The sequence below is a fragment of the Peterkaempfera podocarpi genome (assembly GCF_042466665.1).
GTDB lineage: Bacteria > Actinomycetota > Actinomycetes > Streptomycetales > Streptomycetaceae > Peterkaempfera > Peterkaempfera podocarpi.
Genome location: NZ_CP162102.1, coordinates 5,743,717 through 5,763,423, shown reverse-complemented (window position 1 = coordinate 5,763,423; position 19,707 = coordinate 5,743,717). Strand labels below are relative to the sequence as shown.

Annotated in this window: 15 protein-coding genes and 2 tRNA genes; 6 read left to right on the top strand and 11 right to left on the bottom strand. The window is 71.2% G+C overall.

The window, feature by feature from the left end:
* Positions 1-50: 50 nt before the first annotated feature.
* The gene (locus AB0761_RS25310) at positions 51-2,726 is read right to left on the bottom strand and encodes a valine--tRNA ligase (RefSeq protein WP_377271449.1); all 2,676 of its coding nucleotides are present in this window, start codon (positions 2,724-2,726) and stop codon (positions 51-53) included.
* Positions 2,727-2,862: 136 nt separating this feature from the next.
* On the opposite strand from AB0761_RS25310, the gene AB0761_RS25305 reads away from it, so the two are divergent.
* Positions 2,863-3,819, top strand: coding sequence for a hypothetical protein (locus tag AB0761_RS25305; protein ID WP_377271448.1), 957 nt, complete (start codon positions 2,863-2,865; stop codon positions 3,817-3,819).
* A gap of 17 nt (positions 3,820-3,836) precedes the next feature.
* The gene (locus AB0761_RS25300; protein WP_377271447.1) at positions 3,837-4,601 is read left to right on the top strand and encodes a hypothetical protein; all 765 of its coding nucleotides are present in this window, start codon (positions 3,837-3,839) and stop codon (positions 4,599-4,601) included.
* Between the two features lie 85 nt (positions 4,602-4,686).
* Here AB0761_RS25300 and clpX read toward each other — a convergent pair whose 3' ends face one another.
* The 5 genes from clpX to AB0761_RS25275 all read right to left on the bottom strand — a co-directional run bounded on the left by clpX (position 4,687) and on the right by AB0761_RS25275 (position 9,810).
* Complete coding sequence (gene clpX, locus AB0761_RS25295) at positions 4,687-5,979, bottom strand: ATP-dependent Clp protease ATP-binding subunit ClpX (protein ID WP_377271446.1); 1,293 nt, start codon at positions 5,977-5,979, stop codon at positions 4,687-4,689.
* Positions 5,980-6,242: 263 nt separating this feature from the next.
* On the bottom strand, positions 6,243-6,899 hold the full coding sequence (locus tag AB0761_RS25290; protein WP_055588367.1) for an ATP-dependent Clp protease proteolytic subunit: 657 nt from the start codon (positions 6,897-6,899) through the stop codon (positions 6,243-6,245).
* 55 nt (positions 6,900-6,954) lie between these two features.
* A complete protein-coding gene (locus AB0761_RS25285; RefSeq protein ID WP_377274315.1) occupies positions 6,955-7,560 on the bottom strand; it encodes an ATP-dependent Clp protease proteolytic subunit in 606 nt (201 codons plus the stop codon).
* 479 nt (positions 7,561-8,039) lie between these two features.
* On the bottom strand, positions 8,040-9,437 hold the full coding sequence (gene tig / locus AB0761_RS25280; protein ID WP_377271445.1) for a trigger factor: 1,398 nt from the start codon (positions 9,435-9,437) through the stop codon (positions 8,040-8,042).
* 299 nt (positions 9,438-9,736) lie between these two features.
* A tRNA-Pro gene (locus AB0761_RS25275) sits at positions 9,737-9,810 on the bottom strand.
* 163 nt (positions 9,811-9,973) lie between these two features.
* On the opposite strand from AB0761_RS25275, the gene AB0761_RS25270 reads away from it, so the two are divergent.
* Positions 9,974-10,044, top strand: a tRNA-Gly gene (locus tag AB0761_RS25270).
* Between the two features lie 181 nt (positions 10,045-10,225).
* Complete coding sequence (locus AB0761_RS25265; protein ID WP_377271444.1) at positions 10,226-11,320, top strand: DUF6348 family protein; 1,095 nt, start codon at positions 10,226-10,228, stop codon at positions 11,318-11,320.
* Positions 11,321-11,649: 329 nt separating this feature from the next.
* Here the strand turns inward: AB0761_RS25265 and AB0761_RS25260 are convergent, their stop codons facing one another.
* Positions 11,650-12,828 (bottom strand): PP2C family protein-serine/threonine phosphatase, encoded by a 1,179-nt coding sequence (locus tag AB0761_RS25260; protein WP_377271443.1) that lies wholly within the window; start codon positions 12,826-12,828, stop codon positions 11,650-11,652.
* Positions 12,829-13,044: 216 nt separating this feature from the next.
* Between AB0761_RS25260 and AB0761_RS25255 the strand changes: the two genes are divergently transcribed.
* Positions 13,045-14,295: a GNAT family N-acetyltransferase gene (locus AB0761_RS25255; RefSeq protein ID WP_377271442.1), complete on the top strand. Its 1,251-nt coding sequence runs from the start codon at positions 13,045-13,047 to the stop codon at positions 14,293-14,295.
* A gap of 133 nt (positions 14,296-14,428) precedes the next feature.
* Here AB0761_RS25255 and AB0761_RS25250 read toward each other — a convergent pair whose 3' ends face one another.
* Together AB0761_RS25250 and AB0761_RS25245 are read right to left on the bottom strand one after the other, a co-directional pair.
* Positions 14,429-15,238, bottom strand: a complete 810-nt coding sequence (locus AB0761_RS25250) for an Fpg/Nei family DNA glycosylase (RefSeq protein WP_377271441.1) — start codon at positions 15,236-15,238, stop codon at positions 14,429-14,431.
* Positions 15,239-15,260: 22 nt separating this feature from the next.
* On the bottom strand, positions 15,261-15,749 hold the full coding sequence (locus AB0761_RS25245) for a ribose-5-phosphate isomerase (protein WP_377271440.1): 489 nt from the start codon (positions 15,747-15,749) through the stop codon (positions 15,261-15,263).
* A 205-nt stretch (positions 15,750-15,954) separates the two neighbouring features.
* Here AB0761_RS25245 and AB0761_RS25240 point away from each other — a divergent pair, with 205 nt between their 5' ends.
* Entirely contained in the window at positions 15,955-17,400 is a 1,446-nt protein-coding gene (locus AB0761_RS25240) for an amino acid permease (protein ID WP_377271439.1), read from the top strand.
* Between the two features lie 68 nt (positions 17,401-17,468).
* Here AB0761_RS25240 and AB0761_RS25235 read toward each other — a convergent pair whose 3' ends face one another.
* Entirely contained in the window at positions 17,469-18,068 is a 600-nt protein-coding gene (locus tag AB0761_RS25235; RefSeq protein ID WP_377271438.1) for a biotin transporter BioY, read from the bottom strand.
* 190 nt (positions 18,069-18,258) lie between these two features.
* Positions 18,259-19,689, bottom strand: a complete 1,431-nt coding sequence (locus AB0761_RS25230) for a PHB depolymerase family esterase (protein WP_377271437.1) — start codon at positions 19,687-19,689, stop codon at positions 18,259-18,261.
* Positions 19,690-19,707: the final 18 nt, after the last annotated feature.

The window sequence follows — 19,707 nt, the reverse complement described above, 5'->3', positions numbered from 1 at the left end:
CCGGGAACGGGACGGCCTGCGGTCGGTACCCGCGTCCGCGGGGCCGGTGATCAGGCCTGCGGAAGCCGGTCCAGCTGCGCGGTGATCCGGGCGATGTCGGCCTGTGCGGCCTCCAGACGCACCCGGATCTTGGCCACGACCTCGTCGGGCGCCTTGGCGAGGAAGCCCTCGTTGCCCAGCTTGGCCTGCGTCTGCTTCTCCTCCTTCTCCGCGACGGAGAGGTCCTTCTGCAGCCGCTTGCGCTCGGCGGCCACATCGATCGCGCCGGAGAGGTCCAGCGAGACCGTGGCGCCCGCCACCGGCAGCGAGGCCGTGGCGTGGAAGCCGTCACCGGCCGGCTGGAGGCGCAGCAGCGCCCGGATGGCGTCCTCGTGGACGGTCAGCGGGGTGCCGTCCAGGTCGAGGCTGGCCGGGACCCGCTGGCCGGGCTTGAGACCCTGGTCGGCGCGGAACCGCCGGACCTCGGTGACCAGCTGCTGCAGGGTGGCGATCTCCGCCTCCGCGGACGGGTCGCGGAAACCCCGGTCCGACGGCCACTCGGCGACCACCACCGACTCGCGGCCGGTGAGGGTCGTCCACAGGGTGTCGGTGACGAACGGCACCACGGGGTGCAGCAGCCGCAGCGTCACATCCAGCACCTCGCCCAGCACCCGGCGGGAGGCATCGGCCGCGGGGCCGCCCTTGGCCAGGGTGGTCTTGGAGAGCTCGACGTACCAGTCGAAGACCTCGTCCCAGGCGAAGTGGAACAGCGCGTCGGAGAGCTTGGCGAACTGGTAGTCCTCGTAGTACGCGTCCGCCTCGGCGACGGTGGCGTTGAGCCGGGAGAGGATCCAACGGTCGGCTGCGGAGAGGTCCTCCAGCTCCGGCAACGGACCGTCCACGGTGGCGCCGTTCATCAGCGCGAAGCGGGTGGCGTTCCAGATCTTGTTGCAGAAGTTTCGCGACCCCTGCACCCAGTCCTCACCGATCGGCACATCGGTGCCGGGGTTGGCGCCGCGGGCCAGCGTGAAGCGCACCGCGTCGGAGCCGTAGGCGTCCATCCAGTCCAGCGGGTCGACCACGTTCCCAAAGGACTTGGACATCTTCTTGCCGAACTGGTCGCGGACCAGGCCGGTGAGCGCGATGGTGTGGAACGGTGCGACGCCGTCCATGGCGTACAGGCCGAACATCATCATCCGGGCAACCCAGAAGAAGATGATGTCGTGGCCGGTCAGCAGCACATCGGTCGGGTAGAACTTCGCCAGGTCCGGCGTGGTCTCCGGCCAGCCCAGGGTGGAGAACGGCCACAGGCCGGAGGAGAACCAGGTGTCCAGGACGTCCGGGTCCTGGTGCCAGCCCTCGCCGGACGGCGGCTGCTCGTCGGGTCCGACGCAGACCACCTCGCCGTCCGGGCCGTACCAGACCGGGATGCGGTGGCCCCACCACAACTGGCGCGAGATGCACCAGTCGTACATGTTGTCCACCCAGTCGAAGTAGCGCTTGGACATCTCCTCGGGGTGGATGCGCACCCGGCCGTCGCGCACCGCGTCGCCGGCCGCCTGGGCCAGCGGGCCGACCTTGACCCACCACTGCATGGAGAGCCGGGGCTCCACCGTGGTCTTGCAGCGGGAGCAGTGGCCGACGGCGTGCATGTAGGGGCGCTTCTCGGCGACGATGCGCCCCTGCTCGCGCAGGGCGCCCACCACCGCGTCCCGGGCCTCGTAACGGTCCAGCCCGAGGAACGGGCCGTGCACGGTGACCCTGGCGTTCTCATCCATCATGGTGACGGCGGGCAGGTCGTGGCGGCGGCCGATCTCGAAGTCGTTGGGGTCGTGGGCCGGGGTGACCTTGACCGCGCCGGTGCCGAACTCCGGGTCGACATGGGTGTCCGCCACCACCGGGATCCGACGGTCCGTCAACGGCAGCGCGATGGTCCTGCCCACCAGGTGGGCATAGCGCTCGTCGTCCGGGTGGACCGCGACGGCGGTGTCACCGAGCATGGTCTCGGCCCGGGTCGTCGCCACCACGATGGACTCGTCGCCGTCGCCGTAGCGGATGGAGACCAGCTCGCCCGCGCTCTCCTCGTGCTCGACCTCGATGTCGGAGAGGGCGGTGAGGCAGCGCGGGCACCAGTTGATGATGCGCTCGGCGCGGTAGATCAGACCGTCGTCGAAGAGCCGCTTGAAGATGGTCTGGACGGCCTTGGAGAGGCCCTCGTCCATGGTGAAGCGCTCACGGCTCCAGTCCACGCCGTCGCCGAGGCGGCGCATCTGACCGAGGATCCGGCCGCCGTACTCCTCCTTCCACTGCCACACCCGCTCCACGAAGGCCTCACGGCCCAGGTCGTGCCGGGAGAGGCCCTCCTCGGCGAGCTGCTGCTCGACCTTGTTCTGGGTGGCGATGCCGGCGTGGTCCATGCCGGGCAGCCACAGCAGCGCGGCGTAGCCCTGCATCCGCTTGCGGCGGGTGAGGGCGTCCATCAGCGTGTGCTGGAAGGCGTGGCCCAGGTGGAGCGAACCGGTGACGTTGGGCGGCGGGATGACGATGGTGTACGGGGGCTTCTCACTCCCGGCGTCCGCCTCGAAGTAACCCGCGGCTACCCAGCGCTCGTACAGCTTCCCCTCTACCTCGGCCGGTGCGTACTGGGTCGGCAGGGTGGCGGCGGCGCTAGGGGCCTCCCCGCCGAAGGCAGGGGAAGGGTCCCCGGGCTGGTCGGCCTCGGGGCGCTGGTTCGTCATGTCGGTCACGACCCATAGTTTACGGATGTGCGGCGGCCGATTACGCACCGCAGGTGCCACGCGACGCGGAGGACGGCGGTGGGATAGCGTGCCGCCACGACCAAGCGACGGGACGCGCCGCTCCGACGGCCGGGGGAGACAGCCGATGTACGGGCAGGGACAGCAGTATCCGCAGACCCCGGGGCAGCCGCCGCAGCAGCCCTACGGAGGATCCCCCGGCTACCCCCCGCCCCCGCAGCAGCCCTACGGCGCGCCGCAGCCTCCGTACGGCGCTCCCCAGCCGCCGGCGCCCCCCTATGGACAGCCGCCGCAGCCGTACGGGACCCCCCAGCCGCCCCCGCCCGCCTATGGGCAGCCCAACCCCTACGGCCAGCCGCAGCCCCCGCAGCAGCAGGGCTATCCCCCGCAGCCCGGCTACCCCCAGCAGCCCCAGCAGCAGTTCGGCGGTCCCGGCTATCCCCCGCCGGCCTCGCCGGGGCAGCCGGGGCGGTCCGGTAAGCGCCGCACCGGTCTGGTGATCGGCATCGTGGTGGCGGTGCTCGCGGTCGGCGGCGGGGGCGCCGCGCTGCTCTTCCGCGGCAGCGGCGACAGCGGGGCCGCCATGGCGGGCAACTACCGCATCGTCACCTCCGCCAGCCTCCCCGGCGGCTATGTCGCCACCAGCCACAGTGAACAGCCGGTCGACAACAGCCAGGCCGGCTCCTACGGCAAGGAGATGACCGGGGTCGTCGACAGCTATCTGGGCGGCACCCCCCGCACCCTGCTGGCACTGCTCGGCGCCTATGGGAAGATCTCCGACCCCGCGGCAGCCGGCAAGCAGTACGAGGCGGCGCTGGCGCAGAAGAAGACGCGGTACAGCAAGCCGCTCCAGGACTTCGCCGCCAAGGACCCCAACGACGACGGCGCGGTGCTGCGATGCGGGATGCTGAGCACCTCCAAGGCCGAGGTGCCCATCTGCTACTGGGTGAACCACGCCACCCTGGCCTCGCTGATCTTCACCCCGGTGGCGGCCCCCGACGGCGGGCAGACCCAGGTCCTCACCGTGGACCAGGCGGCGGAGCAGACCCGCACCATCCGTGACGGCATGGTCAAGCACCGCTGACCCGGGGAACCGCAGCCGTGTCCCAGCAACCGGACGCTCCGTCCCCCTGGGCTGCCCCGCAGCCGCAGCACGGGGATGCCGTCGCGCCCCCACCGTCCGCCCATGGGCAGCCGCAGGGCGCCCCGGTGCCGCCTCCGCCGTACGGTGCCCCGCAGGGGTACCCGCCGCTCTGGGCCGCGCCCGTCCCGCCGCGCCGCTCCCTCAAGCCGTGGCTCATCGGAGGTGCGGGGGCACTCGTCCTGGTGCTGGCGGGCGGCGGTGCCCTCGCCCGTCTGGCGTACGACAAGGTCTCCGGCCCGGGCACCCACAAGCTGGCGCCGCCCAGGGAGTTCCAGGGGCTGAGCCGCAGCGGGAACGAGCAGCGGGAGCAGGCACTCCGGGACGACATGGCCGCGCAGTTGGACGAGCTCACCGGCGTCCGGGGGAGGTTCACCCCCGTGGCTGCGGTCTACGGCACGGCCCCGCATCAGTTCGCCGTCTGGGGCGGCTACGGCCGCATCCCCGATGCCGCGCGGAATCCGGACTCCGGGCTCGACGGTGTCACCGCGGGCGGCGCCGGGCTGCTGGGCACCCGCCGGACCATGGATCCGGGTCCGCTGGGCGGCTCCCTGAGGTGCGCACCGCTGGAGGTGGGCGTCCGCACCATCGGGGTGTGCGCCTGGTCGGACGGCAGCACCGTGGTCATGGTGCTGGACGGGACGGGGCCGGACGGCGGCGACCTGGAGGCGACGGCCGAACGCATCCGTGCCTTCCGCTCCCTCGCCGAGGTCGACGACCAGTAGGACTCCGGCCGGCAGACGTCCGGCACGACGCGAAGGGGCCCCGCACCGACCGGTGCGGGGCCCCTTCGTCTGCAGCAGCTGCGGGTCAGGCGCTCTTCTCGCGGCGCTCCCGCTTGATCATGTCGCGCGGCACCAGCGTGGGGATGGCGTGCTTGGAGACGACGTCACCGGTGACGACCACACGGGCCACATCCTTGCGGGAGGGCACCTCGTACATCACCGACATCAGCACCTCCTCCATGATCGCGCGCAGTCCACGGGCGCCGGTGCCCCGCATGATGGCCTGGTCGGCGATGGCCTCCAGCGCGTCACGGGAGAACTCCAGCTCCACACCGTCGAGTTCGAAGAGCCGGCGGTACTGCTTCACCAGCGCGTTCTTGGGCTCGGTGAGGATCTGCAGCAGGGCGTCGCGGTCCAGGTTGTGCACCGAGGTGATCACCGGGAGCCGGCCGATGAACTCGGGGATCATCCCGAACTTCACCAGGTCCTCCGGCATGACCTCGCGGAAGAGGTCGCTGGAGTCGATCTCGTGCTTGGAGCGGATGGTCGCGCCGAAGCCGATGCCCTTCTTGCCGGCCCGGCCCTCGATGATCCGCTCCAGGCCGGCGAAGGCGCCGCCGACGATGAAGAGCACATTGGTGGTGTCGATCTGGATGAACTCCTGGTGCGGGTGCTTGCGCCCGCCCTGCGGGGGCACCGAGGCGGTGGTCCCCTCCAGGATCTTCAGCAGCGCCTGCTGCACACCCTCGCCGGAGACATCGCGGGTGATCGACGGGTTCTCGCTCTTGCGGGCGACCTTGTCGATCTCGTCGATGTAGATGATCCCGGTCTCGGCCTTCTTGACGTCGTAGTCCGCCGCCTGGATCAGCTTGAGCAGGATGTTCTCGACGTCCTCGCCGACATAGCCGGCCTCGGTGAGCGCGGTGGCGTCGGCGATGGCGAACGGCACATTGAGCATCCGGGCCAGCGTCTGGGCCAACAGCGTCTTGCCGGAGCCGGTGGGGCCCAGCAGCAGGATGTTGGACTTCGCCAGCTCGATGCCGTCGTGGTCGCGACCGGCACCGCCGTGGCGGCCGTTCTCACCCGCCTGCACCCGCTTGTAGTGGTTGTACACGGCCACCGACAGCGACTTCTTGGCGATGTCCTGGCCGACCACGTACTGGTCCAGGAACTCGTAGATCTCGCGCGGCTTCGGCAGTTCCTCGAAACGGACTTCCGAGGTCTCGGCGAGCTCCTCCTCGATGATCTCGTTGCAGAGGTCGATGCACTCGTCGCAGATGTATACGCCGGGTCCGGCGATGAGCTTCTTCACCTGCTTCTGGGACTTGCCGCAGAACGAGCACTTGAGCAGGTCGCCACCGTCTCCGATGCGTGCCACGAGGTGCTTCCCCTTCGCCAAAGGCCCCGCGGGGGTCGGAGCCTGGTGCTTGGTATCCGACGGTACTCCGTCGGGCCCGCCGATCGGCCGTCTTCGGCAGCTTGGCCGTACGCCCTGGGCGAATCCGGGATCGAGGGAACCTGGGACGGCGGATGCCACCGGGCGGATGCACAGCGCACCGCCCATGGTCTCAGATGGTGCCAGGCCGCGCCCCGCCCCCGGAAGACCGGGGGTGGGGCCGCAGCCCCTCGGCACCGCTCCGCTCAGCCGATGAGGGAGCTCTTGCGGGTGGAGACGATCTGGTCGACGAGCCCGTACTCGAGGGTCTCCTCGGCCGTGAGGATCTTGTCCCGCTCGATGTCCTCGCGGATCTCCTCGATCTCCTTCTTGGAGTGCTTGGCCAGCAGGGTCTCCAGCTGCTCACGCATCCGGAGGATCTCCCGGGCCTGGATCTCCAGGTCGGAGACCTGGCCGCGGCCGGTCTCGGTGTACGGCTGGTGGATCAGCACCCGCGCGTTGGGCAGCGCCATCCGCTTGCCGGGGGTGCCGGCCGCCAGCAGCACGGCCGCGGCGGAGGCCGCCTGACCCATGCAGACGGTGGAGATGTCCGGCTTCACGAACTGCATGGTGTCGTAGATCGCCGTGAGCGCGGTGAAGGAGCCACCGGGCGAGTTGATGTAGACGGAGATGTCGCGGTCCGGGTCCATGGACTCCAGGCAGAGCAGCTGGGCCATGATGTCGTTGGCCGAGACGTCGTCGATCTGGGAGCCGAGGAAGATGACCCGCTCCTCGAAGAGCTTGGCGTACGGGTCGTACTCCCGGATGCCCTGCGAGGTGCGCTCGACGAAGCGGGGGACGATGTAGCGGCCCTCGGCGCGCAGGCGCTCCTGGGCCTCGCCCATCAGGCTGGGGATGTTCATGGTTTCTGGGCCTCCGTGTGTGCGGACTGTCGTCGTGGAACGGCTACCGGGCGGTTCAGGCGCCCGTGCCACCGCCGCCGGGGACGTCCGCGGCGTGGTGCATGACCTCGTCGATGAGGCCGTAGTCCTTCGCCGCCTCCGCGGAGAACCAGCGGTCACGGTCGGAGTCCTTGGTGATCTGCTCAAGGGACTGACCGCTGTGGTAGGCGATCAGTTCCGCCATCCGGTGCTTGGTGCGGATCAGCTGCTCGGCCTGGATCCGGATGTCGGTCGCGGAGCCGCCCAGGCCCGCCGAGGGCTGGTGCATCAGGATCTCGGCGTTGGGCAGCGCGAACCGCTTGCCCTTGGCGCCGGCCGTCAGCAGGAACTGCCCCATCGAGGCCGCCAGGCCCATGGCGATGGTCACCACGTCGTTCTTGATGTACTGCATGGTGTCGTAGATCGCCATGCCGGCGGTGACCGAGCCGCCGGGGCTGTTGATGTAGAGGTAGATGTCCTTTTCCGGGTCAGCGGCCAGGAGCAGCAGCTGGGCGGTGATCTTGTTGGCGATGTCGTCGTCCACCGCCTGGCCCAGGAAGATGATGCGCTCGCCGAGCAGACGGTTGTACACCTGGTCGCCGAGGCCGACACCGGGAATGTCACCGGCGGCGCGGGGCGCCATGAGGCCCGGGGTCGCGATCTGGGGAGTCGTCACGTAGCCACCTGCTCAGTTGAATCGGGCGACCGGCTGGCCGGCCGCCGCGCGTCTGCCGTGCTGATTGTTCCTTCTCAAGGACCCTAACGCGCGGCCAGTGCCGGGCCATCCCCCACGCAGAACTGTTCGCTGTGAGCGCAGGCTGTACGGGCTGTGACAGGCCTGGGGAAACCCGGTGGAAGCCCCGGGTGCGGCGGGCACCCGCGGCGCCCGCCGGGCAGCCCCGTGGCCGCCTGCGGGCGCGGCCGGGCGCCCATGGCGCTCCACGGGCAGCCGCGGGCGGGACACGCGCCCCCCGGCGCCCCGGGGGGCGCACGGCCGGCGGGCGGGATGCCGGCCCCCGGATGGAACAGCGGACCCCGGACGGAACAGCACGGAGCCCGGGTGCGGCAGCTACTGCTGCCGCACCCGGGCTCCGCGGGTGTGGTCCGGGGTTACCGGGGTGGTCAGGCCTCGGTGGCCTCGTCGGCCTTGCCCTCGGCGGCCTCCACGGCCTCGGTGGCGGCCTCGACCTCGTCCTCGTCGTCCTCGAAGTCCACGACGTTGCCCTCGGTGTCGACGACCTTGGCGGCCTCGACAACCAGCGCCAGCGCCTTTCCGCGGACGACCTCGCCGACCAGCAGCGGCACCTGGCCGCCCTGGACGACCTGCTGCGCGAACTGGTCCGGGGTGAGGCCCGAGCCGGCGGCGCGGCGGATGAGGTGCTCGGTGAGCTCCTCCTGGCTGACGGAGAGCTCCTCGTCGGAGGCGATCTGGTCCAGGACGAACTGGGTCTTGATGCCCTTCTTCGCCTGGTCCTCGGTCTCCTTCTCGAAGTCCTCGACCGACTTGTCCTGGGTCTTCAGCCAGGTCTCGAGGTCCAGGCCCATCTGGGCGAGCTGGTGGTGCTCGAGGTTGTGCTTGCGGGTCTCGATCTCGTCCGCGAGCAGCTTCTCCGGGAAGGGCATCTCGACCTTCTCCAGCAGCGCGTCCAGGACGCGCTCCTGGGCCTGGGTGGCCTGGTCGAACTCCTTCATCCGGGCGAGCCGCTTGCGGGAGTCCTCACGCAGCTCGTCCAGGGTGTCGAACTCGCTCGCCAGCTGGGCGAACTCGTCGTCCAGAGCGGGGAGCTCCTTCTCCTGGACGGTGGTGACGGTGACGGTGACCTCCGCCTCCTTGCCCGCCTGGGTGCCACCCTTGAGCTCGGTGGTGAAGGTGGCGGTGCCGCCGGCCTCCAGGCCGGTCACGGCCTCGTCGACGCCGTCCAGCAGACGGCCGGAGCCGATCTCGTAGGAGACGGCGGTGGCGGTGCCGTCCTCCGGCACCTCACCGTCGACCTTGGCCTCCAGGTCGACGATCACCACGTCGCCGGCGGCCGCGGCGCGCTCGACGTCCTTGACCGAGCCGAAGCGCTCACGCAGCTGCTCCAGCGACTTGTCGATGTCCTCGTCGGTGACCTCGACGGGGTCGACGGTGACCTCGATCTCGCCGAACTCGGGAAGGGTGATCTCCGGGCGGATGTCCACCTCGGCGGTGAACTTCAGGTCGCCGCCGTCACCGAGGTTCTCCACCCCGGCGATGTCGGTGATCTCGGGCTGGCCGAGGACCTCGATCTTGCCCTCGTCGACGGCCTGCGTGTAGAAGCGCGGAAGGGCGTCGTTGACGGCCTCCTCCAGCACCGCCGCACGGCCGAAGCGCTGGTCGATGACGCGAGCCGGGATCTTGCCCTTGCGGAAACCCGGAACCGTGACCTGCTGGTTGATCTTCTTGTACGCCGCGTCGAGGCTGGGCTTGAGCTCCTCGAAGGGCACCTCGACGGTGAGTCGAACCCGGGTCGGGTTCAGAGTCTCCACGGCGCTCTTCACGGTTGGGTCTCCTTGGGGCTTTGCGGTCGGTTTGTCCGCCGGCGGGGCCTGCAGTGGCTGGGCAGCCGGCGAGACGGGTGATGGGCCACACGGAGCGGCATCTCCCGCGAGTGGACGGTGAGCGTGCTCCTCGCCCTCGGACGGCCGAACGGTGAGCATGCCACACATACGGTCTCCAGCGATCCATCCTACCGGTACCACAAACCAGGAGGGACGCGACGACGGCGGCTGCGGTGGGTGATCGGGCCGCCACAGACAGCAGCGCCCCCCGTCCGGCGGACGGGGGGCCCTGCACAGCGTCGGGGTGACCGGATTTGAACCGACGACCTTCCGCTCCCAAAGCGGACGCGCTACCAACCTGCGCCACACCCCGCTGCGACGACACGTAGCGTACATGCTCACCTGGTCGATTCCGCGGGAATATCGACAGGCCCGGCCATGGGGGTGTGCATCCGGGCGAGCCGACCCGGTAGGCTGTGCTCGCCCCGGCTTCGCCAAGCGATGCGGGGGCGGCACGGGCTTCGGCATCCGTGCACGCGGGCGTAGCTCAATGGTAGAGCCCCAGTCTTCCAAACTGGCTACGCGGGTTCGATTCCCGTCGCCCGCTCCGACGACAGGCCCCGGCTTCGCGACAACGGTCGCGGATCCGGGGCCTGCCTCATGATGGCGGCCCCTCAGGGCGGCTGCCGGGCGCCGGTTTCGAGCAGGGGCGCAACGCCGCTAGCCTCACGGGTGTTCGATTGTGCAGTCGTCCCCTAGAGGCCCTCCGAAGGCCTGAGGAGCGTGTCATGCGTCCCGAGGAGCGGCTGGAGGTGATCCAGCGCAGTGTGGTCCGGGAGATGGCCCGGTACGGACGCCGGTTCACCGTTGACGGTGCGGTGGTACGCGGCCCGGGAACCACCGCGGTGGCGGTGCGTGAGCACCCCGACGCCGGCGGCGGCCATGTCGATCTCGGTTTTGTGCTGCACCTCGGGCGCGCCGACACCCCGGTGCTCTGGGACTGCGCGGCGGGCCTCGGCAAGACCGAGGAGGAGAAGCTCGACAACGCCGTACGGATGTGGGCGACCACCACGGCGGCCACGGTGGTGGAGCTGCTGGACGCCCGCGGCGAGCACGGCGACCACTACGAGCCCGACCGGCCCGGCGGAGTGCCCGGGTGGCATGCGGTGCAGGGCCCCGCGTGCGTCTTCGGCTTCGGCAACCAGGCGCTCGCGGAGTGGCTGGGCGGCAATCATGTGCTGCCGGCCCTCGCGCCGCAGCTGGCAGGGGAGTTGGACCATCCGCTGCTCAACGGGGTGAAGCTGTTCCTGGGCGGACGCGCCGACGACGACGTCGCCGAGGTGCGGATCAACGGCGAGGTGTCGGAGTCCGCCTCGGCCGCCCTGCGCGCCATGGACTGGCCGCGCGGCGAACGCCTCGCCTGGGCCAGGCTCTATGTGCTTCTGCTGGCCGACGGGGCGGACGCGGCAGCGGTACGGAGTCCGAGTCCGAGGCGGCCGGTGCGGGCACGGCGGCCGCCGCGGCACTGCCGGCGGGCTCACCGAGGACCGGGCAGCAGCAGTCGGCGGCCCGCCCCGGCGGGTCGCTGCGGAGATGGTGGGGAGCACGGCGGGCCGGCCGGTAGACCGACTCTCCGCCACCGGTTCAGCGGAGCTGACCGATGGTCAGCTGGAGAAGTTGTTGAGCGTCTTGGCCAGTTCGCTCAGAAAGTTCTGGATCGGCGACGCAGCCGACGACTGGGCCAGGAAGAAGCCGAAGAGCGCGCCCAGTATCGCGTGCCCAAGCTTCATCGTCTTGTTCCTGATCAGAATGATCAGGATGATGGCGAACAGGACCAACGCGGAGACGGAGAAGATCACCCGGATTCACTTCCTCGGTCGTGACTGCTCTGGGGCCGGAGCTGACGGCCCCGGGCAGGGACGACCGGTGACGCTCTTTCGGGCAGCCGCCTGCTGGCTTGCATGCGACCCCCCTCTCCCCGAGTGCCGGACCGGTCCCGCCCGATACTCAGTCTGGTCTTCCGTGCGCGCTCCGTAAAGGACCCACCGCACACATCACCTCACACAGCGTCCGCCACAGCGAAAATGCGCCGATCAGGGCATGGTCGTGATCGGCTGCGGCGGCGCGGCGGTGCACGGAGGACCCGGCTCCGCAGGGTGACCGGCGCCGTGGAGGATTGTCCGAAGATCGATTGGGAGGTTTGACATCCCGGCTACTCCCGCCAGATCAGCAGCAGGGCCCGGTCGTCGTTGACATCCTTGGCCACCGTCTCGATCAACCGCCAGGCAGCGCCCCGGAATCCGCCCGCGACCAGCCGGTCCGCCTCGCCCATCAGCCGGTCCATGCCCTCGGACAGGTCGCGGCCCGGGGCCTCCACCATGCCGTCGGTGCAGAGCAGCAGGACGTCGCCGCGGTCCAGCCTGCCGCGGACGCCCTCGAACTTGGCGCCGTCGTAGATGCCCAGCAGCGGCCCCTCCGCCTCCTTGACCTCCCAGCGCCCGGCCCCGGCACACATCTGCATGCCCGGCAGATGACCCGCGGAGAGCAGCTCGTAGTCGCCGGTGTCCAGGTCGAGGGCGAGATGGACGGCGGTGGCGAAGCCCTCCTCCCACTCCTGGCGCAGCAGATAGCCGTTGGCGGCGGGCAGGAAGTCGTGCGGGGGCAGCGAGCCCAGCAGTCCGCCGAAGGCACCGGAGAGCAGCAGGGCCCGGGAGCCGGCGTCCATGCCCTTGCCGGAGACATCGGCGACCACGGCCTCCAGCACGGAGTTGCCGGAGCCGGTGCGGGCGGCCACCACGAAGTCACCAGAGAAGGACTGGCCGCCGGCCGGCCGCAGGGCCATCTCGGCGTGCCAGCCCGGCGGCAGATGGGGGATCTGGCTCTGTACCCGCAGCCGCTCGCGCAGGTCGAAGAGCATCGAGCCGCCGCGGCGCCAGGGGACCCCGACGCGGCTGCGGAACTGGGCGAGGAGCAGCCCGGCGATGCCGACCGCGCCGACCACCAGCGCGGCGCCCGGGGTGACGCCGACCTGGTAGACCGGGGGCCCCTGTCCGGTGCTGCGCTCGGCGGCGTGCACCAGCGACTCCACCGACAGGCCGCCCGCGGAGGCCGCGTACAGCAGGACCAGGCTGCTGGGCCGCAGCAGGAACGCTCCGGCCAGGATGGGCAGCACCAGGGCGGTGGGCGGGCACCAGACGGGCTGCCGGATGTTGAGGAACACCAGCAGTGGGCAGAGAAGGAAGAGGGCGACGAAGGCCGGCCAGTCCGAGGCGTCGCCCCGGAAGTAGTCGACCCCGGTCCGGCGCAGCCTGCGGTAGGCCCTGAGGAGCGCCTTGCGCACCCGGGCCGTCGCGGTGGTCCGGGGTGCGGTGCCCGGCCTGCTGCCTGCCATGGGCTCCGACCTTATCCAGCCGCCGTCCGGCCGTCGATGTCCCGGGGGATTCGGGGGCCGGAGTTCAGCCGTTTCAGGCCCGGTGGAGGCGCGTCGCACCAGGCGGCGCGAGGGCGCACGCGGGGGTGCACGGCGGCAGTGCGCGCCGGGCGCCGTGCACCCAAGGCGGCCGGGAAGCGGGTCGCCATGCGCATGCCACACTGCTACCACTGGTGTATGAACGACAACGATGTGCGCATCCGCCGCCGGATGGCCGACGAATGGGACGACTGGTACGACGCCCTGCTGTGCGCCTTCGGCCAGGCCGGCTCGGACGAGCCCGCCGAGACCCGGGGGCTCTGGCAGGACCTCGCCGAACAGGACCGCTCCCTCGGTGTCTTCGACGGCGGCGAGGTGGTCGGCACAGCCGGCGCCTTCTCGCTGCGGATGGCTGTACCCGGCGAGTCCGTGCTCCCGGTGGCGGGGGTGACCATGGTGGGGGTGCTGCCCACCCACCGCAGGCGCGGACTGCTCACCGCCCTGCTGGGACGCCTGCTGGCCGACGCCAGGGAACGCGGCGAGCCACTGGCCGCCCTCACCGCCTCCGAACCCGCCATCTACGGCCGGTTCGGCTTCGGGCTGGCCTCCCAGCGGCTACGGCTGGCGATCCCCCGGCACCGGGTGTCGGTCGCACTGCCGCCCGACGCGGAGACGGTGCGGCTGCGCCTGGCCGACCCGGCGCAGACGGCGGCCGCCTGTGAGCGGCTGTACGCGGCCCGGGTACCGCTGCGCCCCGGGATGCTGGAGCGCGGCCCTGGCTGGGAGCGGCTGCCGCTGCTGGACCCGCCCGCCGACCGGGGCGGCGCCTCACCGCTGCAGTGCGTACTGGCCGAGGACCGCGACACCGGCCGACTGCTGGGCTACGCCCGCTATGCGGTGCGCCCCGGCTGGGACACGGCCGGACCCAGGGGCTCGGTGCTGCTGCGCGATCTGGAGGCGGTCGCGTCCGCCGCCCACGGGGCCCTCTGGGCCTATCTGGCGGACCTCGACCTCACCGACACCGTCGTCGCCGACTCGCGGCCGCTGGACGACCCGCTGCTGCACCTGGTGACGGATGTGCGCCGCTGCGGGGCCGAGCTGCGGGACGGGGTCTTCGTCCGGCCGGTGGAGGTGGGCCAGGCCCTGGAGGCCCGGCTGTACTCCTCGCCGGTGGATGTGGTGCTGGACGTCCGCGACACCTTCTGCCCCTGGAACACCGGGCGCTGGCGGCTGTCCGGCGACACCAAGGGCGCCTGCTGCGAGCGCACCGGGGACCCGGCGGATCTGGCGCTGACCGTACGGGAGCTGGGCTCGGCCTATCTGGGCGGGACCCGGCTGGTCTCGCTGGCCGCCGCCGGACGGGTGCGGGAACTGCGGGAGGGGGCGCTGGCGGAGGCCTCCCGGGCGTTCGGGAGCGAGGTGGCGCCCTGGCTGCCGCACAGCTTCTGAGCACGCGCCGTCCGCACACCCGGGGGACGCCCTGCGGGGGACGTACGTGGGGCTGGGCCGTTCCGGGCCTGCGGCCCCGGGCTCCGCTGCCGCGGGCTGCGGCTCGGTGGCGCAGCGCGCGGCCGGCCGGGCCTCAGCGCTGCTGGCAGCCGGCGCACCAGAAGAGGTTGCGGGCGGCGAGCGTCTCGGTCCGCACCGGCTGCCGGCAGACCAGGCAGGGCATCCCGCTCCGGCGGTAGACATAGACCTCACCGCCGTGGTCGTCCACCCGCGGCGGGCGGCCCATCGCCTCCGGGGTGTGCTCGGGGCGGACGGTGTCGATCCGGCCGGCCGCCGCGCCCAGGTGCATCAGCCCGACCAGGTCGGACCAGAGGGCGTCCCACTCGGCGCGGGTGAGGTCGCGTCCGGCCCGGTGGGGGCTGATCCCCAGGCGGAAGAGGACCTCGGCACGGTAGACGTTGCCGACCCCGGCGAGCACCTTCTGGTCCATCAGCAGGGCCGCTATGGAGGTGCGGCTGCGGGAGACCCGCTGCCAGGCGGGCTGGGGGTCCTCGTCGGGGCGCAGCGGGTCGGGTCCGAGCCGGGCGTGCAGGGCGTCCTTCTCGGCGGCGGTGATCAGCTCGCAGGCCGCCGGGCCGCGCAGATCGGCGTGGCCGCCGTCGCCCTCCAGGCGGAGCCGTACCGCTCCGACCGGTTCCGGGGCCGGGCCGTCACCGAAGGCGACCGTGCCGTAGAGGCCCAGGTGGACATGGATCCAGCCGCTCTCCCCGAACCCCAGGAAGAGGTGTTTGCCATGGGCGTCGGTCTGCTCCAGCACCCGCCCGTCCAGCAGCGCCGCGCTTGCGGCGAACCGTCCCTGCGGGCTGGAGGCGCGCACGGCGCGGCCGCCGAACACCCTCAGGTGTTCGGCGGCCAGGCGGTGGATGGTGTGGCCCTCGGGCACGGCGCTCTCTGCCCCGGTTCGGTCAGGACTCCTGCGGGTGGTGCGCCGGGATGGGCGGCAGCGCCCCGGTGGTCTCGTACTCGTCGAGCATCGCGATCCGGCGGGAGTGCCGCTCGGCGCCGGAGTACGGGGTGGCGAGGAACACCTCGACGAAGCGGGTGGCCTGCTCCTCGGTGTGCATCCGGGCGCCGACGCTCATCACATTGGCGTTGTTGTGCTCACGGCCGAGGACCGCGGTCTCCTCGCTCCAGGCCAGGGCCGCGCGCACGCCCTTGACCTTGTTGGCGGCGATGGCCTCGCCGTTGCCGGAACCGCCGATCACGATGCCCAGCGCCTCGGGGTCGGCGGCGGTGCGCTCGGCGGCCCGCAGGCAGAACGGCGGGTAGTCGTCCTCCGCGTCGTAGAGGTGCGGCCCGCAGTCCACGGGCTCATGGCCGGCGTTCTTCAGCCACTGGACGAGGTGCTGCTTGAGGTCGTATCCGGCGTGGTCGGATCCCAGGTACACGCGCATACCCAGGAGTGTGGCACGTCGCAGTGGGCAGCGGCTGTCCAGGGTCCGCCGAGCGGAGGAGCACCCGTTCGCCGGATTTCACCCAAGGGGTTCAGAAAATCAGATAAAAGGGTTAGGTTGCCCCAGATTGCATGGCCCTGTCCCTTGACCCTGTGCGGGGCACTGCCCGGGGTGGGTGCCATGCAGGAAAGGCAAGGTCATCTGAATGGCTACGGAAACCACTCCAGGGAACCGGGTCGGCCCGGCGGAGACGTCCCAGGCCCCCGCGGCCGGCGGTCAGCTCCAGGCCGGGCTCAAGAACCGCCATCTGTCCATGATCGCCATCGGCGGTGTGATCGGTGCCGGCCTCTTCGTGGGCTCAGGCGCGGGAGTCGCCGCCACCGGCCCGGGGATCCTGATCTCCTATGCGTTGGCCGGGCTGGTGGTGGTGCTGGTGATGCGGATGCTGGGCGAGATGGCCGCGGCGGACCCCCAGAGCGGCTCCTTCTCCGCCTACGCGGACCGGGCGCTCGGCCGCTGGGCCGGATTCAGCATCGGATGGCTCTACTGGTTCTTCTGGGTCGTGGTGCTGGGCGTGGAGGCCACCGCCGGAGCGACCATCCTCAACCACTGGATACCGGCGGTCCCGCAGTGGGCCTTCGCACTGGCCGTGATGGCGGTGCTGACCGCGACCAACCTCTTCTCGGTCTCCTCCTACGGCGAGTTCGAGTTCTGGTTCGCCGGCATCAAGGTGGTGGCGATCGCCGCCTTCATCGTGGTGGGCGCGCTGGCGATCTTCGGCGTGCTGCCGGGCACCCATGCGGTGGGAGCGAGCAATCTGACCGGCCACGGCGGCTTCCTGCCGCACGGTGTGGGCGCGGTCTTCACCGGCATGCTCACCGTGGTCTTCGCCTTCATGGGCAGTGAGATCGTCACCCTGGCGGCCGGCGAGTCCGCCGACCCGCAGAAGGCCGTGAGCAAGGCCACCAACAGCGTGATCTGGCGGATCGGAGTGTTCTACCTGGGCTCCATCGCCATCGTGGTCACCCTGCTGCCGTGGAACTCCTCCTCGGTGGCGGAGAGCCCCTATGTGGCGGTGCTCAAGCACGTCGGCATCCCCGGCGCCTCCCAGGTGATGGATGTGATCGTGCTCACCGCGGTGCTGTCCTGCCTCAACTCCGGCCTCTACACGGCGTCCCGGATGGCCTTCTCACTGGGGCAGCGCGGTGACGCCCCGAAGGCCTTCGCCACCGTGAGCCGCCGCGGGGTGCCCCGGGTGGCGATCCTCTCCTCGGTGGTCTTCGGCTTTGTCGCGGTGTTCTTCAACTACACCTCGCCCGGCACCGTCTTCCAGTTCCTGCTGAACTCCTCGGGCGCGGTGGCGCTCTTCGTCTGGCTGGTGATCTGCTTCTCCCAGCTGCGCATGCGCCGGATCCACGAACGGGAGGACCCCTCGCGGCTCACCGTGCGGATGTGGCTCCACCCGTACCTGACCTGGGCGACCATCGGTCTGATCAGCTTTGTGGTGGCCTATATGTTCACCGACCACGACGGACGCATCCAGATGGTGCTGTCGCTGGCCGCCGCCCTGGTGGTGCTGGCCGCATCGGTGGTGGTGGACCGCAGGCGCAGGTCGGCGGCTGCCACCCGGACGGCAGAGGCACTGGTCTGACGGGACGCCGGAGGCCGGTCGGCCACCCCCTCGGTGGTCGACCGGCCTCCGGCGTCTGCGGGCCGAGGTCAGCCGCGGCGGCCGACCAGCCGCCAGGCGAGCGGCAGGGCCCCCATGGCGACCACGATCTTCAGGCCGTCACCCAGCAGGTACGGGTAGAGGCCCAGGTGCGCGGCGCTGCCCAGCGAGAGGTGCGCGGAGGCGGCCAGGTACGGAACACCCACCGCGTAGATGGCCAGATTGCCCAGCACCATGGCACCGGCGGTGCGCAGCGGCGAGCGGTCCGCGCCGAGCCGGGCCAGCGCCCCGACCAGGCCGGAGGCGAGCACCATGCCGATCACATAGCCCAGCGTGACCAGGCCGGCGCCGGAGGCGCCCTCGGAGAACCAGGGCAGTCCTGCCATGCCGGCCAGCAGGTAGAGGCCGATCGAGGCGGCGCCGCGGCGGGCGCCGAAGGCGGTGCCGACCAGCAGCGCGGCAAAGGTCTGACCGGTCACCGGCACCGGCGAGCCGTGCACCGGGATGCTGAGCTGCGCGGCCAGGCCCGTGAAGGCGGCGCCGCCCGCGACCAGGGCGATGTCGCGGACCAGGGCGCGGGCCCCGGCCGTGGCGGGCAACAGGTCCGCGAGGACGGCGCCGGGGCGGATCGAGGCGGTGGCGGTGCTCATGTCGATGGTCTCCGCGGGGTGAGGGTCCGAGGTGGGTGAACACCTGTGAACCTACTCGGCGTGGTCGCGCCGCTCTCACGCAGGTGTCGACAAAACCGCAGGGCAATGGATTGTCGCTTCACCACCAACCCGTTCCCGGCAGGGCTCGGCCTGCCGGGAACGGGGCTGGTGGGCCGACGGGGCCGCAGGGTCAGCTGACGCTGCAGGCGGCTCCGTTGAGGGTGAAGGAGGTCGGCTTGGCGGTGTTGCCGGTGTGGGTCGCCTGGAAGCCGATGGAGGTGGAGGCGCCCGGGGCCAGGGTGCCGTTGTAGGAGAGGTTCTTGGCGGTGACGGCCCCGCTGGTGCCGGTGTAGGTGGCGTTCCAGCCCGAGGTGAGGGTCTGTCCGGAGGGCAGCGTGAAGCCGAGCGTCCAGCCGTTGACGGTGCCGGTACCGGTGTTGGTGATGGTGATGGCGGACGTCAGGCCGTTGTTCCAGGCGTTGATGGTGTCACTCACCGCGCAGGAGCCGGAGGTACCGCCGGTGGTGGTGCCCCCGGTGGTGGTGCCGGCGGTGGTACCGGCCGTGGTGCCCCCGGTGGTGGTGCCAGCGGTGGTACCGGCCGTGGTGCCCCCGGTGGTCGTACCGGCGGTGGTTCCCGCGGTGGTGCCGCCGTTGGTGGTGGTGCCGCCCGTGGTGGAGGAGCTGCCGTCCAGCCCGAAGAAGGCGATGGTCTGGGCCGCCATGCCGCTCATGGGCAGCGCGTGGCCGACGCCCTGCACGCTGACCCCCTCGACCGGGGCCTGGGTGCCCGTGGAGCCGTAGCGGGTGCGGGTCCAGCTGGACTGCGGGTGGTCGGTGAGGACCGGGGTCTCACTCACTCCCAGCACATTGGTCCACTGCTTGATCTCCTCGCCGAAGTTGGGGTAGTAGAGCGTGGTGTCCGCGGTGCCGTGCCAGAGCTGCATCCGGGGCCGGGCACCGCTGTAGCCGGGGTCGGCCGCCCGCACCAGGTCGCCCCACTGCTGACCGGTCTTGCTGATCTGGCCGTTGGCGCAGGCGCTGTTCCAGCTGGAGCCGTCGGTGGTGGCGAAGCAGCCGAAGGGCACACCCATGTAGGCGGACCCGGCCTTGAAGACGTCCGGGTAGTCGCCCAGCAGGACGTTGGTCATCATGGCGCCCGAGGAGGCACCGGTGACGTACACCCGGGAGGCGTCGCCGCCGTAGTGCTGCTCGGCGTAGGTGACCATCGACATGATGCCCACCGGGTCGCTGCCGCCGCCCCGCGTGAGCGCCTGCGGCGAGGAGACGTCCCAGCAGCTGCCGCTCCGGGTCGCCGACGGGTAGACCACGATGAAGCCGTAGCGGTCGGCGAGCGAGGCGAACTCGGTTCCCGAGTAGAAGCCCGGCCCGGAACCGGTGCACTGGTGTGCCGCCACCAGGATGGCCGGCTTGGCCGGGGCGCTGGCGGGGACGTAGACGTACATCCGGAGGCTGGTGGGGTTGGTGCCGAAGTTGGTGACCTCGGTCAGCGAGGCCGCCGCGGCCGGCGGAGCGGCCAGCAGGAGCGACGCCAGCAGCGACGCCGTCCCGACGAGGAGGGCGGTGAGCAGTGCTCGGCCCTTCCTACTGCTGTCGAACATGTTCTGGTCCTCTCTAGA